Source organism: Salicibibacter halophilus, assembly GCF_006740705.1.
GTDB lineage: Bacteria > Bacillota > Bacilli > Bacillales > Marinococcaceae > Salicibibacter > Salicibibacter halophilus.
This window is the reverse complement of record NZ_CP035485.1, coordinates 873,584-888,131: the sequence shown is the minus strand read 5'-3', so window position 1 is coordinate 888,131 and position 14,548 is coordinate 873,584. Positions and strand designations below refer to the sequence as shown.

The window sequence follows — 14,548 nt, the reverse complement described above, 5'->3', positions numbered from 1 at the left end:
GGGGAGAGATCACCATGCACTTACGCTTAACCGAAGAACAAAAAATGGTGCAAACAACCATCCGTAAATTCGTAGAAAAAGAACTAATGCCACTGGAAAATGATGTACTTCGCAATGAGCGGGAAGGGAAACCGAGCCTTTCGGAAGAAAAAATGCAAGAACTGCAACAAACAGCGAAAGATGCCGGTTTCTGGGGTATCAATACACCTGAAGAATACGGGGGCGCTGACCTCGGGCAGGTCATGTACGCGATCGTCATGATGGAAGTATCGAAAACGTTCGTCCCGTTCACATTCGGTGGTTCGGCCGATAACATTTTGTATTACGGTAACGAAAAACAAAAGGAAAAGTACTTGTTGCCGACGATCAACGGTGAGAAAAAATCTTGTTTTGCCATGACAGAACCCGGCGCTGGTTCTGATACGCAAAACATCAAAATGACCGCTGAAAAAGACGGCGATGAATGGGTGCTAAACGGCGAAAAAACATTCATCACCGGCGGTAATGAAGCGGACTTTGTCATGGTGATCGCGATCACGGACAAGGAAGCACATGGGCGTAACGGTCGAGACGGTACCACCTGTTTCATCGCGGAACGCGATATGGGCTGGAAATCTGAATATATTGACACGATGGGTGAGTGGGGGCCGGCTTCGCTTATTTTCGATCAAGTACGCGTGCCGGAAGAAAACATTTTAGGCGAGTTGCACCGCGGTTACGACCTAGGTTTGGAATGGATTGGTTTCGCACGATGGGGCGTGGGAGCAGGAGCGGTTGGCGCTTCTGAGCGCTTGCTCAATATGGCGATTGATTACGCTCAGGAGCGAGAAACATTCGGAAAGCCGATTGCTACTCGCCAAGCGATACAGTGGCAAATCGCCGACTCGGCGGTCGAGATTGAAGCTGCCAAATGGTTGGTCTTGAATGCGGCCTTTACCTTGGACAACGGCGAAGACAATCGCCATCTGGCATCGATGGCAAAACTGTATGGCGCTACCAAAGCAAACGACATCATCGATCGCGTGATGCAAATTCATGGCGGCATGGGCTACACGAAAGAGCTGCCCATCGAACGCTGGTACCGGGAAGCACGGCTGTGGAGAATCTATGACGGCACCGATGAAATCCAGCGCTTGATCATTTCCAGAAATTTATTAAAAGGGCACGTAAAATTGGGGCAATACATTTAAATAAATCTATATAGAAATAGGAGTGGAACATATGACACAATTTTCCGGGCAAACGGCATTTGTGACCGGGGGAAGCCGAGGCATCGGTCGCAGCATTGCCGAGCGTCTTGTTAATGACGGTGCGAAAGTGGCGGTTATGGATGTCAACGAAGAAGCTTTGGCAGAGGTGCGCGAGCACTTTTCCGACCAAGATGTTTTAGCGATCAAAGCGGACGTAACGAATCGCAATGAAGTCGAAGGTGCAATGAAAGAAGCCTATGAAGCGTACGGCTCTATCGATATTCTCGTCAATAATGCCGGTGTTATCCGCGATAATATGCTTTTTAAAATGACGGAAGATGATTGGCAAACGGTCATGGATGTGCATTTGAAAGGATCCTTTAATGCCGCGAGTGTCGCACAGGAATATATGGTGAAACAAAAATACGGGCGTATTATTAATCTATCTTCCAATGTTGCGTTAGGTAATCGCGGTCAGGCCAACTATTCAACGGCAAAAGCAGGCTTACAAGGGTTTACAAAAACATTGGCGATTGAACTTGGGAAATTTAATATCACCACTAATGCTATTGCACCGGGTTTTATTGAAACGGACATGACGAGGGCAACGGCTGAACGCCTCGGTATCACGTTTGAAAAATTAGTTGAAGCAAGCGTGGCAAACATCCCGGTGGCACGTAGCGGCAAACCGGAAGACATCGCGAACGCGGCAGCATTTTTTGCCGATAAACATTCCTCGTTTGTGAACGGGCAAGTCTTATACGTCGCCGGTGGACCGATGGCATAAGGAGGACGAACATCATGCTTGAACATATGATAGGCAAACATTCAGACAAAGTGAGAAACACGATTGAGCGAGGCGCCATGCGAAAATTCGCTGAAGCCATCAATGATGCGCAACCGATTTTCGTTGATGAAAAGGCGGGGCAGGCGTCCCGTTACGGGAAAAACGTCGCTCCACCGACATTTCCAATTGTATTGGATTATGGTGAAATTCCCGAATTTGCATTAGAAAATAAAGGCCTCATTCACGGCGAACAAATCTATCATTATGAACGCCCGCTTTTCGTTGGCGAAGATATTCACTGCTGGGCGGTAGTGAAAGATTACAAAGAAAAGGCGGGAAAAAGCGGAACGATGGGGATTGTTACACTCGAAAGTAACGGTGAGGACAGCAACGGCAAACGCGTCTTTCGTGCCGAACAAGTGATTATTATTACCGAAGCGGTCAGAAAGGGGATGGAAGCATGAGTGCGATTGCAGAAAAACAGACCGGTGACACGCTAGAAACCGTCACCCTTTCTCCGGTTTCTCGTCTAGATTTAATTAAATATGCCGGCGCATCCGGCGACTATAACCCGATCCATACGATTGATGAAGAAGCGGATAAAGCGGGGCTCCCCGGCATCATCGCCCACGGCATGTGGACGATGGGTAATCTTGCCAAACTCTTCACCCCTCATTATGAGGCAGGTTTCATAGAAACGTACCAAATTCGGTTCCGAGGCATGGTTTTCCTCGGTGACGTGATTTCGCTTAATGCAGAAGTGAGCGAGCAAACAGCGGACAAAGTAATACTCGATGTTTTGGCAAGCAACGAAAAACACGAAGCCGTTCTGAAAGGGACAGTGGTTTTTGCGTTATATGCGTAAGAAAGAAGAGGGCATCATCGTTTTGTATGGGTGCCCCTCTTTTGATGATCGAAAGAGGTGACCATTTTCAATATGAAAAAATGCCACTTATGGCTTACGACTGAAGAAATACAACCCGAAAAATTAAAAAACGCGACAGCCGTGGTGATTGATGTCATGCTCGCGACAACGACGCTCGTCACCATTTTGGAGCGGGGTGCCCGCCGCATTTATCCGGTCGAGAGCGTTTATGAAGCCCATAGCACGAAGGAGTTCCTCGGTCACCCGGCTGTGCTCACCGGAGGCGAGTTGGGCGGAATGCCGGTGGAAGGCTTTGACTGTGCCCATTTGCCCGATGAATATACGCCGGAACGTGTTAAGGACCACGACATTGTGTTTTTGTCCTCCAACGGCACACGCGCGATTACAAAAGCTAAACCGGCAAAGCAATTACTGCTTGGAAATTTACGCAATGCGTACACCATCGCTGAATACCTTAACCAAATCGCGACGGAAGATGTCTACATCATTTGTGCAGGATCGCTCGGTCAAATGTCCTTGGAAGATTACGTTTGCGCGAGCATTATTTTATCAAGGCTGAACATGGAGAATGTTCGTATGAATGATGCTGCGGTCTTTGCATTGGAACATGACTACGATAAAAAAGAAGTCATTGAAGAGCTTTTGGCGAAAGGGCGCGTGGGACGCACTTTCACGAAATTGGGATTGGATGAACTGTTTGATTTTGTAACTGATGTGGGATTGTCTACATCGGTTGTTGAGCTCTACGAAGATGGATCGCTCAATTTTTTGCACGAGGGGAGTGAAACGACAAAATGACCCAATCCGTACGCAACGGGGAAGAACTGGACATAACGAAAGTGAAAACCTTTTTGGACAATCGTCTGAATGATATTCCAAAAGACGAACCGTTAAAAGTTGAACAATATTACGCAGGCGCATCGAACCTTACTTATCTTTTATCTTGCGGCGAGTGGCAAGGTGTTTTGCGCCGTCCGCCGTTCGGGCCGTTGCCGCCGAAAGCCCACGATATGAAGCGAGAGTACGAGATCCTTTCTCGGCTCAACCCTGTTTTCCCGTTGGCACCGAAACCGTATGTGCTCGGGGAGAACACTTCCGTCATGGATGCCACGTTTTATGTCATGGAGCGAAAAGAAGGCGTCGTTATCGATGGAAAGTTGCCCAAAGGCGTACAAGAAACGAAAGAACTCGGCAGGGATCTGTCCTTTAAATTTATCGATGCTTTGGCAGCGCTTCACCGCGTGGACACCGAACAAGCCGGCCTTCATCAATTCGGTAAACCGGAAGGGTTCATGGAACGCCAAGTCTATGGCTGGCTCAAACGGTATGAACGAGCCAAAACCGAAGACAGCCCCGAATATGAAAATCTGAAAAAATGGCTTACCGAAAACATCCCTGCAGACGGGGAGACGACGGTCATTCACAATGATTTCAAGTTTAATAATCTCTTATTTTCTAATGATCTAAGCGAAATAAAAGCGGTCGTGGATTGGGAAATGGCAACGATTGGCGATCCCTTATTTGACCTCGGCGTCGTCCTCAGTTACTGGATTCAGGACGACGACCCGGAACTTTTACAATCCACATTCCAAACGGTCACAACAAAACCCGGCTTTTTAACTCGTCGCGAACTGATTGATCGTTATGCGGAAAAAAGCGGCAGGGATTGCTCATCGATCCATTTTTACCTAATTTTCTCGTATTTTAAATTAGCTGTCATCTCTCAACAGATTTATTTTCGCTGGAAAAACGGCCAGACGCAAGATGAACGGTTTAAGCATTTTGGCGATAGAACTAGCAAATTAATTACATTTTCATGGCATCTTTTAAATGAAAAATAACGATCTTACCAACTATGAAAGGAGCATCAATCATGCAAGCATGGCTAGTAAAAGAACTTGCAGATCCTGAGCAGGCATTATCATTGGAAGAGGTAAATAAACCGGAAAATAATGAAGGTCATATTCTTATTCGAACAAAAGCAGCATCTTTGAATTTCTTCGATATTTTATTATGCCAAGGAAAGTATCAGGAAAAGCCTCCCCTTCCTTTTACACCGGGTGCCGAAATCGCAGGCATCGTAGAAGCTGTTGGGGATGGAAGTAACTATCAGGTTGGGCAAAAGGTACTGGCAAGACCGGCACTTCCCAGTGGCGGCTTAGCAGAATGGGTTTCTGTTTCTGAGAACGAAGTGTTCTCGGTCCCTGATTCAATGTCATTTCATGAAGCGGCCGCCATGTATATTACCTATCAAACCGCCTATTATGCCCTTCACCATCGCGGGAACGTCAAAAGGGACGAAGTAATACTGATTCACGCGGGATCCGGAGGCGTTGGATCTGCGGCCATTCAACTTGGTAAAGCTGCAGGCGCACGTGTGATTGCTACAGCGGGAGGTCCCGATAAGGTCCAATTATGCAAAGATTTAGGCGCAGATGTCGCGATAGACTATTTGGCTGATGATTTCGTGGACATTGTAAAACAAGAAACAAACGGAAAAGGGGCAGATATCATTTATGACCCCGTTGGCAGCGATACATTTGATCGTTCTCGTAAATGCACCGCATTTGCCGGACGACTGCTTGTCATTGGATTTGCTGGTGGACGTATTCCGGAAGCCCCGGTCAACCATGCCTTAGTCAAAAATTATTCAATTGTTGGTGTGCACTGGGGATATTTTGCTCGTTTGTATGAACAAGAAATGGTAAACATTCACGATACGCTTTGCTCATTTTATGAAGAAGGAAAAATAAAACCTCTGATTTATAAAAATTTCTCGTTCGAAGAAGTCCCCCATGCTTTGAATTTGCTGGGTGATCGGAAGACATATGGCAAGTTGGTTGTAGATGTATAAGTTTTTTTGACTTTATAGAGGGAGGAATAATAATGAATGCTTATTTAAAGGAACTTGAACCATTAGATTACCGACTTGGTGAAAAACCGTTACATGACTATCTTATTCAAAATGCGATCGATCACCCCGATCAAACGGCATACAATTTTTACGGAAATGAGATTAGTTGGCATCAAATGGCGGACGATACAAGACGGCTGGCCAAGTTTCTTCAAAACAAGGGAGTTGCTAAAGGAGATAAGGTTGCATTATACATGCAAAACTGCCCTCAGTACTTATTGGGTCATTACGCAATACAAATGCTGGGCGCAACGGTCGTTCCCTTAAATCCAATGTATAAAGCATCGGAACTTGAATATTTCATAAACGAAGCTGAAATTATGGCAATGATTGCAGGCGACGAGTTGTATGATCAAGTAGACGCTATTAGAGCGAAAACGCCTTCCCTTCAATTTGTATTGACCACTGCTTATGCGGATTATCTATCTGAAAATCGCACGTTGCCTTTGCCCGATGAACTTAAAAGAGAAAAACAAAAGATAGATGACACCTTTGATTTAGTTGAATACTTAGCCGTTACAGAGCCACTCGATGAGATAGCATCTATTGATGTCTGGGAAGATGTGGGACTCATGGTGTTTACCTCCGGTACTACCGGAAGGCCTAAAGCAGCGATGCTCACGTTTGGCAATGCACTATTCAAAACAGCTGCAGCAGCGCAAGGGTATCTACTAAAACATGAAGATCAAACTCTGGCGGTCGCCCCGCTCTCCCATATTGCCGGTATGCTAATGGGGGTCAATCTTCCTGTCTATCAATCCACTTCTTGTATTTTATTGACACGCTTTGATCCTGTGGCTGCAATTCAGGCCATTGAACGTTACAGAGTGAATAAAATGTATACGGTAGCCCCGATGAATGCAGCGATATTAAATGAAACGAACGTAGAAGATCATGATTTGACTTGCTTGGAAATGAATTTCGCAACAAGCTTTGGAATGGCCATCGACGAACCGTTGGCAAAGGCATGGGGAAAACTTACAAATGGTTGCCTGCTTTTTGAAGCGTCTTATGGGTTAAGTGAAACGCATACAGCTGACACGATGATGCCTGTGGATAAAATCAAATATGGCACATGCGGAATTCCGACTTATCAAACGGAAATCCGAATTGTAGATACGGAAACAGGAGATGACTTGCCCCCGGGCAAGCAAGGCGAAATTGCCGTGAAAAACCCTGGTGTATTTAAAGGGTATCTCAATCGCCCCGAAGCAACAGCAGCTACCTTACGCGACGGTTGGGTTTTTACGGGGGATATTGGCACGCTGGATGATGAAGGATATCTAACTTTCAATGGTCGAGTGAAAGAGATGATTAAAGCATCCGGTTACAGCGTGTTTCCCGAAGATGTTGAAGCATTAATGAGTGACCATGAAGCTATTGCTCAAGTGGCAGCAATTGGTGTTCCGGATAGTAAACGAGGCGAAAGTGTCAAAGCATTTATTGTCTTAAAACCTGAATATGTTGAGAAAATTACTGCGAATGACATTATTGCCTGGAGTAAGGAACACATGGCGGCGTATAAATATCCTCGTGAGGTAGCTTTCGTTGATCAATTACCGGCCACGAGCTCCGGCAAAGTGTTACGAAGATTATTAAAGGAATAAAATTGGTTTCCTCCTTTTAAACCATCATGAAAATCATAGGAGAAGGCAGGGAGTTATATATGGATAAGTCAATCAAAGAACAAAATATGGAAATGGAACTTAATGACCTATCGGATCGGAAAGAACGTGCACTTTTGGGAGGTGGAAAGGAAAAGATTGAGCGCCAGCACAAATTGGGGTATTACACCGCGAGGGAGCGCATTGATCAACTCGTTGATCCGGAGTCATTTTTGGAGCTGGGTATGCTCGCCCACTCCGACCAAGACGGGAGTGAAGAAAAAAGTGCCGGAGATGGCGTTATTATTGGACTCGCAAAGGTAAACGGACGTCCGATCGTCGTTCAGGCAGCAGATAAAACCGTTTTTGCCGGAACAGAAGGAAAGGTTTATTTTCGAAAATCACAAGCTGCTCATGGCTTTGCCATAAAACGTGGATTTCCGTTACTTAACCTCATGGAAGGCGGAGGTTTAAGAATGCCGGATGGGATGGGCTCAGATGGCATAAGCCAAGTGCTTTTTCCTAATGAGCTTCTTACCCATCATCGGGAAGTGCCCATGATTACAGCTATTTTGGGGGATAGTTTTGGCGGGCCTACATGGACAGCTGTTTCCTCGGATTTTGTGACCCAACTTAAAGGGACCTCCATGGCAGTAGCCGGCCCTCGCATGCTTGAGGTTGCTACAGGTGAGAGGGTCTCAAACGAAGAACTCGGCGGATGGGAAATCCACGCGAATCACACAGGACAAGTGGATCAATTCGCTGAGAATGAAGAAGATGTGATCGCTTCGTTAAAACAGTTTCTTGATTTCATGCCATTAAATGGCGAGGAAGAACCGCCCTTTAAAGAAACAAACGATGATCCGTTCCGAAGCCTGGATGAGGTGGTTAACCTTGTGCCTACCCGAAGACAGAGGGCCTATGATATGAAAAAAGTGATCGAGCTCATTGCGGATGACCATGAATTTTTTGAAATGAAACCAACTTATGGAACAGCTCTTATCACTGTTTTAACTAGAGTGAATGGGCGAACAGTGGGTGTGATTGCAAATCAACCGATGAAATTTGCAGGTGCCGCAGGAGATAAAGAATGTGAAAAGGCAACGGATTTTATTGTTATGTGTGATTCTTACAATATTCCACTTATTTTCCTGCATGACACTCCCGGTTTTCGCGTATCGAGTGAAGCTGAGAAGGTGAAAATGCCAACGAAAATTATGGTTTGGAATCAAGCACTCGCCCAGTCAACCGTTCCTAAGATTTCAGTGGTCATTCGCAAAAGCATCGGAGCTGCTTATGGAAACATGTGTGGCCCCACGATGGGCGCTGATTTCGTCGTGGCGTGGCCGACGGCTGAAATTAATTTTACAGGACCGGAAGTTGGCATCAACGTCGTGTACGGACGTGAGCTGGCAGAATCGGAACAACCAGAGACAGAAAGAGCGGAACTGTTGGAATCTTGGAGCTTTGACAGTTCGCCATATAAAGCAGCGGGTAAGTTTATGCTTGATGATATTATCGATCCGAGAGAAACAAGGAAGTTTTTGTCTCAAACGTTAGACTATGCATGTGAAAGAAACGGTTCAATGAGCGAGCGTCGACTTGCCAATTGGCCGACTGGGTTTTAATCAAAAATAAGAAAAGGTGATTGTTATGCGTTTGGAAGATAAGGTTGCCATTGTAACCGGTGGCGGGGGTGGTATTGGCAGATCTGTCGCGTTGCAGTTTGCGGAGGAAAAAGCCAAAGTAATGGTATCGGATGTAGATGAGGAAGCCGGAAAAACAACCGTAAATCTTATAAATGAAAAAGGTGGAGAAGCCGGATTTATTCGTTCAGATATCACTAAACCTAATGAAGTAAAAGGGATGATCGATGAAGCGATAGATGCCTTCGGGTCCTTCAATATTTTATTTAATAACGCAGGTGTCAATTGTGATGAGAAAAAAATGCCTGATGTCTCTTTTGAAGAATGGCATCACGTGATGGATATTAATATCAATGGGGTATTTCTCGGGATGAAGCATGCCATTCCTTATATGGAACCAGGCAGTTCAATTATTAATACCGCCAGCATAGCAGGAATAAAAGGACAAAAGCTCGTTTCTGCTTACTCGGCCTCCAAGAGTAGCGTTATTGCACTAACAAAAACAGCAGCAACGGAGTTTGGAAGGCAAAATATACGCGTTAACGCTATTGCTCCGGGAATCATCGAAACTAAAATGGCAGATGATTGGAAGAAAACGGACAAGTGGCCCATTTTATCTAAAGCCAACGCTCTTCGAAGAACCGGACAACCAGAAGAAGTTGCAAATGCGGTATTATTTTTGGCTTCCGACGAGTCATCTTTTATTACAGGAGAAACACTTGTCATTGATGGGGGACATTAAATCTATAACTAACATACTAAGTGTTTAGTATGAAGATCATAAACTGTTAACGGAAAATGTGGTAAGGGAGACTAAGATTATGAGCTGGCAACCTGAAGTGGATGAACTCAAAAGATTGGAACGCCTGGCCCATCAAATGGGAGGGGCGGAAAATGTTGCGAAACATCATTCAAGAGGGAAGTATACCGTCCGGGAACGGATCGACATGCTTTTGGATACGGACACCTTTCATGAAACCGGAGCATTAGCTGGTAAGGCTACTTATGACGAAGACGGAAAAGTGAAAGAGTTTCAACCTGCAAATTTTTTATTAGGAACTGGAAGAATAAATGGCCGTAAAGTAGTTGTCGGGGCAGATGATTTCACTGTTCGTGGCGGTGCTTCGGATGGAGGCATTCTGCGCAAGCAAGTGTACTCGGAATTGATGGCCGGCGAGCTGCAATTGCCGATGGTCCGATTAGTGGATGGCACGGGTGGCGGAGGCAGTGTGAAGAGTTTTAGCGACATCAACGCGACCTATGTGCCTGTGAATCCTGCTTGGGATCATGTCGTGAACAATATGGGAAAAGTTCCCGTCGTCGCAGCCGCCATAGGTTCAGTGGCTGGGCTCGGCGCTGCAAGGGTAGCGGCTTCACACTTTTCCATTATGATCGAAGACACGTCACAATTGTTTGTTGCCGGTCCTCAGGTTGTGAAGCACGGAAGAGGATACGACGTAACAAAAGAAGAATTAGGTGGCGCGGACGTTCACCGTTCAAGCGGAGCGGTTGATAATATCGTTCAATCGGAGGAAGAGGCGTTTGAACAAATCAGAACGTTTTTGTCCTATCTCCCTAAAAATGTTTGGGAGCTGCCTCCTTATGAAAAGACGAATGATCAAGTGGATAGAAAAGACGAGGACCTCCTATCGGCGATTCCGAGAAACAGGCGGAGGCCATATAAAATTCGTGAAATTTTAGAAAAAGTATTTGATCATGCGTCGCTATTTGAAATGGGAAAATACTACGGGAGAGGCACGGTCACCGGTTTCGCACGACTATACGGGTATCCGGTTGGGTACATGGCATCCGATCCCTATATTTTAGCCGGCGGACTCACTGCAGAAAGCAGCGAAAAGATCGAACGTTTCGTGGATTTGTGCCAAACGTTTCATTTACCGATCGTCAATTTCGTCGATCAACCTGGAATGGTTATCGGAGTGGAAGAAGAACGAAAAGGAACGATTCGAAAAGGTGTACGGGCAGTTTCGGCCATTTACCAGGCAACGGTCCCGATGATTGAAATCATTCTCAGAAAAGTCTTTGGGGTTGGTGGGGCAGGTATGATCAACGGTCATGGGCTTCATCAACGTTACGCGTGGCCTTCCGGTGATTGGGGATCCTTGCCGATCGAAGGAGGCGTGCAAGTAGCGTACCGAAGAGAACTGGAAGAGAGTGAAAACCCTGAGCAGTTACTAAACAGCTTGATGGACGACATGGAAGAAATACGCTCTCCGTTTCGGACAGCTGAATCATTTGGGATTGAAGAGATTATCGATCCTCGTGATACGAGACCGTTGTTGTGTGAATGGGTGGATGATGCCTATCGGCTTTTGCCACAACTGTTGGGGCCGTCATCACATACGATGAGGCCTTGAGCACCCCAATTTATTTATAGGTTTAAAAAAACTTAGAAGAGGGAGTATGCGATAAATGCTTTCACTTTATCAAACAAAATGGGAAGCTTACGTAGGTTTACAACAAAATGAAATCTTTCAGTTGATAACTGAGATAATGAGAGAACAGGATATTAATTTTAAAGTCACTAAAGCTCCTCCTAACCTGATATATGACAATAAAAATGAACAAATAATCATTAAAACAAATAGGTTAACTTTGGTATTAATCTATGTTTCGGCTGACCCATTAACCCGTTTTTTTTCTTTTCTCTTGAATTCTAAACAAAATTTAGGAGGGATTACTTTTTTATCTATTCAATACGACTCCAAACAAAAAGTAAAAACGTTATTAAAAATGTTGACAGAACGAATGAAAGTGGCTCCTTGGAAAATAAGATCGCACCCGAGGTTTCAGTTTGCTATTTTGCTGGAGCTTATTAATAGACGGAAATGGAAGCGGATTCAAAATCATTAAATTGAATTTCACTACGAAAGGAGGGTGAAATATGTCTGCCAAAGATAATAATTGGTTCAAGATGCCGTTTCGAGAGGGATTTCTCATCATTCTCATTGTGTTGTTTTTAATCGTTTTCATGCTGCCATGGAGCTATGATGTAACCATACTAAACATATCGTTGGTTGCCTGGGCTGGGCTTGCATTACAATTGGTCATTCCAATTTTAGCTCTCATCTTAACTTGGGAGAAAAAAAACGTCCGTAAGAGCGTGAATAAAGGTGGAAATTCGAATATACCTGAAGATTTATAAACGAATGTTCAAATAATAGGTTGGGGGGAGGTAATTATGAAAATAATTGAAATATCTATTATGCTTCTGTATTTTATTTTTATCATTATTTTGGGTAGATATGCACAAACGCGTATAAAAACGTCGCAATCAAGTACAACTGAATATTATGTTGCTGGGCGTCGTGTTGGCACTGGTGTTAATGCTTTAGCTCTAATGGCCGCTTTAGGGAGTGGGGGGTCATTTATGGCTGGTGTTGGTTCTGTCTGGGAACTTGGGCTCCCTTTTATTACGTGGCAAACACTCGGGTCAATCGCTGGATTTGCATTGGCTAGTGTTTTAGTAGCTAAACCCATGCGTAATTCTCGTTTGTTCACAGTCACTGATTTCTTGGTGGACCGTTACGAGCATAGTTTTTTTAAGATAGCTGTTCCTTTAGTGATTATCATTGGGTCGGGCATGTACCTCATGTCACAAATGACGGCAGGTGGTTTGATTGGCTCTTATGTCACTGGGCTGTCCTATGAATGGGGGGTGGTTATTATTGCACTTGTTTTCATTCTCTACGTTGCACTGGGCGGCATGTTAGCTGTTACTTGGACGAATATATTGCAGGGCGCTATGATGGTCCTCCTTATATCAATTGTATGTATAGGCGCAATTATTAACTTACCGATGCCCTATCCGGATTTTCTCCTTAATGCCACAAATGAAAACCCGGCTCTCGGGACCGTTGGAGAAACTATGCCAGTAGCAGGGTATATAGGTGCATTTACTACTTGGGCGGTTGCAGTTTGCGTCATTCCTCATTTGTTAATGCGAATTTTTACAGCAACGGATGATCGATCGGCAAAATTATCGATGAATATTGGTATGTTAACTTATGGATCTTTAATGGTGGGCACGGTTTTATTGGTTACACCATTTATAGCGCTATTAAGCAATTCATTACTTGAAGCAAATCCATCAGATATGTGGTTACTTTTAATTGCAGAACAATTTTTTGGACCTATAATAATGGGGGTATTAGCAGCAGGAATAATGGCAGCAGTTATGTCCTCTGTCGATGCTTTGCTATTAGCAGTAAGTAGTGCTGTCGCCTACGATTTATATAAAGGGTGGCATAAGCCAAAAGCAACACAACGTCAAGTTTTAAAAGTATCAGCCATATCTACATGGGTGATTGGCTTGGTTGTAATGGTTCTATCACTCAATCCTCCAGACTTTTTAGTTGTACTTTATACAGCAGCTGTTGGGTTTATGGCGGCATCTTTATTCGGTCCTCTTGTGTTAGGGATATGGTGGAAGCGCGCCAATCATTCTGGAGCTATTGTAGGCCTGCTTGTTGGTTCCGTTAGCTATCTCATAGCCTTTTTTGGATTCGAACTGCCATATAATTCAGAGATACTCATTGCCTTACCTTTGTCTATAGTTGCACTGGTTAGTGTAAGTGCATTGACAGAAAAGCCATCTCAAGAAGCCATAAACCGAATGGCTATTTATCACGAGAGGGAGGTTTAAGTTCAATTTTTAATAATACAGGTGACAAATAAAGAATTTAAACAATCATAAGAAAGTGAGGATAAGTAAATGAAACATGTAAAAGCTGGCATGAGCGGAACCGCTTGGAAACTAATGGTGAAACAAGGAGATCGGGTAGAAGCCGGTGCTGAGCTTATCATTTTAGAATCTATGAAAATGGAAATCCCTATCGAAACAGATGTTGAAGGTCGTATTAATGCTATTTACAAAAATGAAGGTGAATTTGTGAATGAAGGTGAAATTGAAACATGAAACTGTCAGAGACATAAATCATATCACAGATAAATAAACTGGCGGCTTTCATTGTTGCAATATTTCAGTAGAAGAAAAGCTGGGCTCGAACATTTAGTAAGCGTCGCGATCAAATACTAAATCCACTTTTGATTTGATTGAACCATGAGCAGTTTATCTATGATTAATCCAAGGTCAGAACCGGATTCGGGAAATCCGATCGTCCGGGATCATGGATCTTAAAAAGTGGCCAAAATAAAATGGTGCGCGCGCCTGATTTCTATCCCGACAACGTTGAAGTTGATCGATTCTGTTCCAAGTTGAAAGCATGAGAAAGACTGGGATCGGAATCGGTGGTCGTTGATTCTCAAGCTGATAAAAATCTACCATATGTATGAGAAGCAACAATTTCCTATGATATTGACGAATCCCCCGCTCAAAAATCTTATTTGAACCAGGAAAAGATCCTTGAGGTGGCCAAAGGTATTAAAAATAATGCCTCGATTTTCGAAAAAATATTGTTGGATGAAGATTTTATCCACGGAAATTACACGACAGCATTTTTACAGAGATGATGCATTAGCACTGAAAGAAGGGAACTGA

15 protein-coding genes are annotated in these 14,548 nt (G+C 44.2%); all 15 read left to right on the top strand.

Annotated elements, in window-relative coordinates; all coding sequences use genetic code 11:
• The first annotated feature begins 14 nt into the window (after positions 1–14).
• The 15 genes from EPH95_RS04320 to EPH95_RS04250 all read left to right on the top strand — a co-directional run bounded on the left by EPH95_RS04320 (position 15) and on the right by EPH95_RS04250 (position 13,966).
• Positions 15–1,190 carry an acyl-CoA dehydrogenase family protein gene (locus EPH95_RS04320; RefSeq protein ID WP_142087666.1) on the top strand — a complete coding sequence of 392 codons (1,176 nt, stop codon included), beginning with the start codon at positions 15–17 and terminating at the stop codon, positions 1,188–1,190.
• A 31-nt stretch (positions 1,191–1,221) separates the two neighbouring features.
• Positions 1,222–1,977, top strand: a complete 756-nt coding sequence (gene fabG, locus EPH95_RS04315; protein ID WP_142087665.1) for a 3-oxoacyl-ACP reductase FabG — start codon at positions 1,222–1,224, stop codon at positions 1,975–1,977.
• Between the two features lie 14 nt (positions 1,978–1,991).
• On the top strand, positions 1,992–2,441 hold the full coding sequence (locus EPH95_RS04310; RefSeq protein ID WP_142087663.1) for a MaoC family dehydratase N-terminal domain-containing protein: 450 nt from the start codon (positions 1,992–1,994) through the stop codon (positions 2,439–2,441).
• The gene (locus EPH95_RS04305; protein ID WP_142087662.1) at positions 2,438–2,842 is read left to right on the top strand and encodes a MaoC/PaaZ C-terminal domain-containing protein; all 405 of its coding nucleotides are present in this window, start codon (positions 2,438–2,440) and stop codon (positions 2,840–2,842) included. The genes EPH95_RS04310 and EPH95_RS04305 overlap by 4 nt, the downstream gene beginning before the upstream one ends.
• 72 nt (positions 2,843–2,914) lie before the next feature.
• Positions 2,915–3,661: a 2-phosphosulfolactate phosphatase gene (locus EPH95_RS04300; RefSeq protein ID WP_142087661.1), complete on the top strand. Its 747-nt coding sequence runs from the start codon at positions 2,915–2,917 to the stop codon at positions 3,659–3,661.
• Entirely contained in the window at positions 3,658–4,704 is a 1,047-nt protein-coding gene (locus EPH95_RS04295) for a phosphotransferase family protein (RefSeq protein ID WP_142087659.1), read from the top strand. The genes EPH95_RS04300 and EPH95_RS04295 overlap by 4 nt, the downstream gene beginning before the upstream one ends.
• A gap of 32 nt (positions 4,705–4,736) precedes the next feature.
• On the top strand, positions 4,737–5,717 hold the full coding sequence (locus EPH95_RS04290) for an NADPH:quinone oxidoreductase family protein (protein ID WP_142087658.1): 981 nt from the start codon (positions 4,737–4,739) through the stop codon (positions 5,715–5,717).
• 32 nt (positions 5,718–5,749) lie between these two features.
• Positions 5,750–7,384, top strand: a complete 1,635-nt coding sequence (locus EPH95_RS04285) for an AMP-binding protein (RefSeq protein WP_142087656.1) — start codon at positions 5,750–5,752, stop codon at positions 7,382–7,384.
• Positions 7,385–7,470: 86 nt separating this feature from the next.
• Complete coding sequence (locus EPH95_RS04280; protein ID WP_142091476.1) at positions 7,471–9,009, top strand: acyl-CoA carboxylase subunit beta; 1,539 nt, start codon at positions 7,471–7,473, stop codon at positions 9,007–9,009.
• A gap of 25 nt (positions 9,010–9,034) precedes the next feature.
• Positions 9,035–9,769: an SDR family NAD(P)-dependent oxidoreductase gene (locus EPH95_RS04275; protein WP_142087654.1), complete on the top strand. Its 735-nt coding sequence runs from the start codon at positions 9,035–9,037 to the stop codon at positions 9,767–9,769.
• A 79-nt stretch (positions 9,770–9,848) separates the two neighbouring features.
• Positions 9,849–11,405 carry an acyl-CoA carboxylase subunit beta gene (locus EPH95_RS04270; protein ID WP_142087652.1) on the top strand — a complete coding sequence of 519 codons (1,557 nt, stop codon included), beginning with the start codon at positions 9,849–9,851 and terminating at the stop codon, positions 11,403–11,405.
• Between the two features lie 55 nt (positions 11,406–11,460).
• Positions 11,461–11,901 (top strand): hypothetical protein, encoded by a 441-nt coding sequence (locus EPH95_RS04265; protein ID WP_142087650.1) that lies wholly within the window; start codon positions 11,461–11,463, stop codon positions 11,899–11,901.
• A 31-nt stretch (positions 11,902–11,932) separates the two neighbouring features.
• Positions 11,933–12,193, top strand: a complete 261-nt coding sequence (locus EPH95_RS04260) for a hypothetical protein (RefSeq protein ID WP_142087648.1) — start codon at positions 11,933–11,935, stop codon at positions 12,191–12,193.
• 36 nt (positions 12,194–12,229) lie between these two features.
• Entirely contained in the window at positions 12,230–13,693 is a 1,464-nt protein-coding gene (locus EPH95_RS04255; protein WP_142087646.1) for a sodium:solute symporter family protein, read from the top strand.
• Between the two features lie 69 nt (positions 13,694–13,762).
• Positions 13,763–13,966, top strand: a complete 204-nt coding sequence (locus tag EPH95_RS04250) for a biotin/lipoyl-containing protein (RefSeq protein WP_142087644.1) — start codon at positions 13,763–13,765, stop codon at positions 13,964–13,966.
• Positions 13,967–14,548: the final 582 nt, after the last annotated feature.